The organism is Enhygromyxa salina, from assembly GCF_000737335.2.
Lineage (GTDB): Bacteria > Myxococcota_A > Polyangia > Nannocystales > Nannocystaceae > Plesiocystis > Plesiocystis salina_C.
On the sequence record NZ_JMCC02000322.1, the window covers coordinates 1 to 545 of the forward strand.

The window sequence follows — 545 nt, forward strand, 5'->3', positions numbered from 1 at the left end:
CCACATCGCGCAGGCGCTTGGGCAGCGGGCCTGCCTTCGTGGCTATGGCGTGCTGTACACCTCAGCCCACGCGATGTTTCAGCAGCTACGAGCGTCGCGGGCCGACGCTAGCTACGAGCGCAAGCTGCTTCGCTACACCGCGCCCGCGCTGCTGATCATCGACGATCTCGGGCTGCGGCCGCTGACCGGCGATGAGCCTCTCGATCTCTACGAGGTGATCCGCTGCCGCTACGAACGAGGCTCGATGATCATCACCTCGAACCGCGCGATCGAAGAGTGGTCGCCGCTCTTCAACGACGCGTTGCTCGCGGGGGCTGCGATGGATCGGCTGCTCCATCACCGGCAGGTGATCGAGATCGAAGGCGACTCCTTCCGCAACCCACCAGCGAAGGGGAAGCGGGCCGCGTGAGTGACGCGGGTGGGTCAGATGATCCGATCCGAACGCGAGTGCGGGGAGTGCTCCAACGCGGGGTCCCGGGAGTGCTCGTGGGGGTGGGTCAAATCATCCGATCTGAGGTGGATCAATTCGCCCGATCTTTGACACG

At 65.0% G+C, this 545-nt stretch carries 1 protein-coding gene; it reads left to right on the forward strand.

The window, feature by feature from the left end; translation table 11 throughout:
• Positions 1–409 (forward strand): ATP-binding protein (locus DB30_RS41090; RefSeq protein WP_165704205.1); only part of this gene is annotated, 409 nt, incomplete at its 5' end.
• Positions 410–545 lie beyond the last annotated feature (136 nt).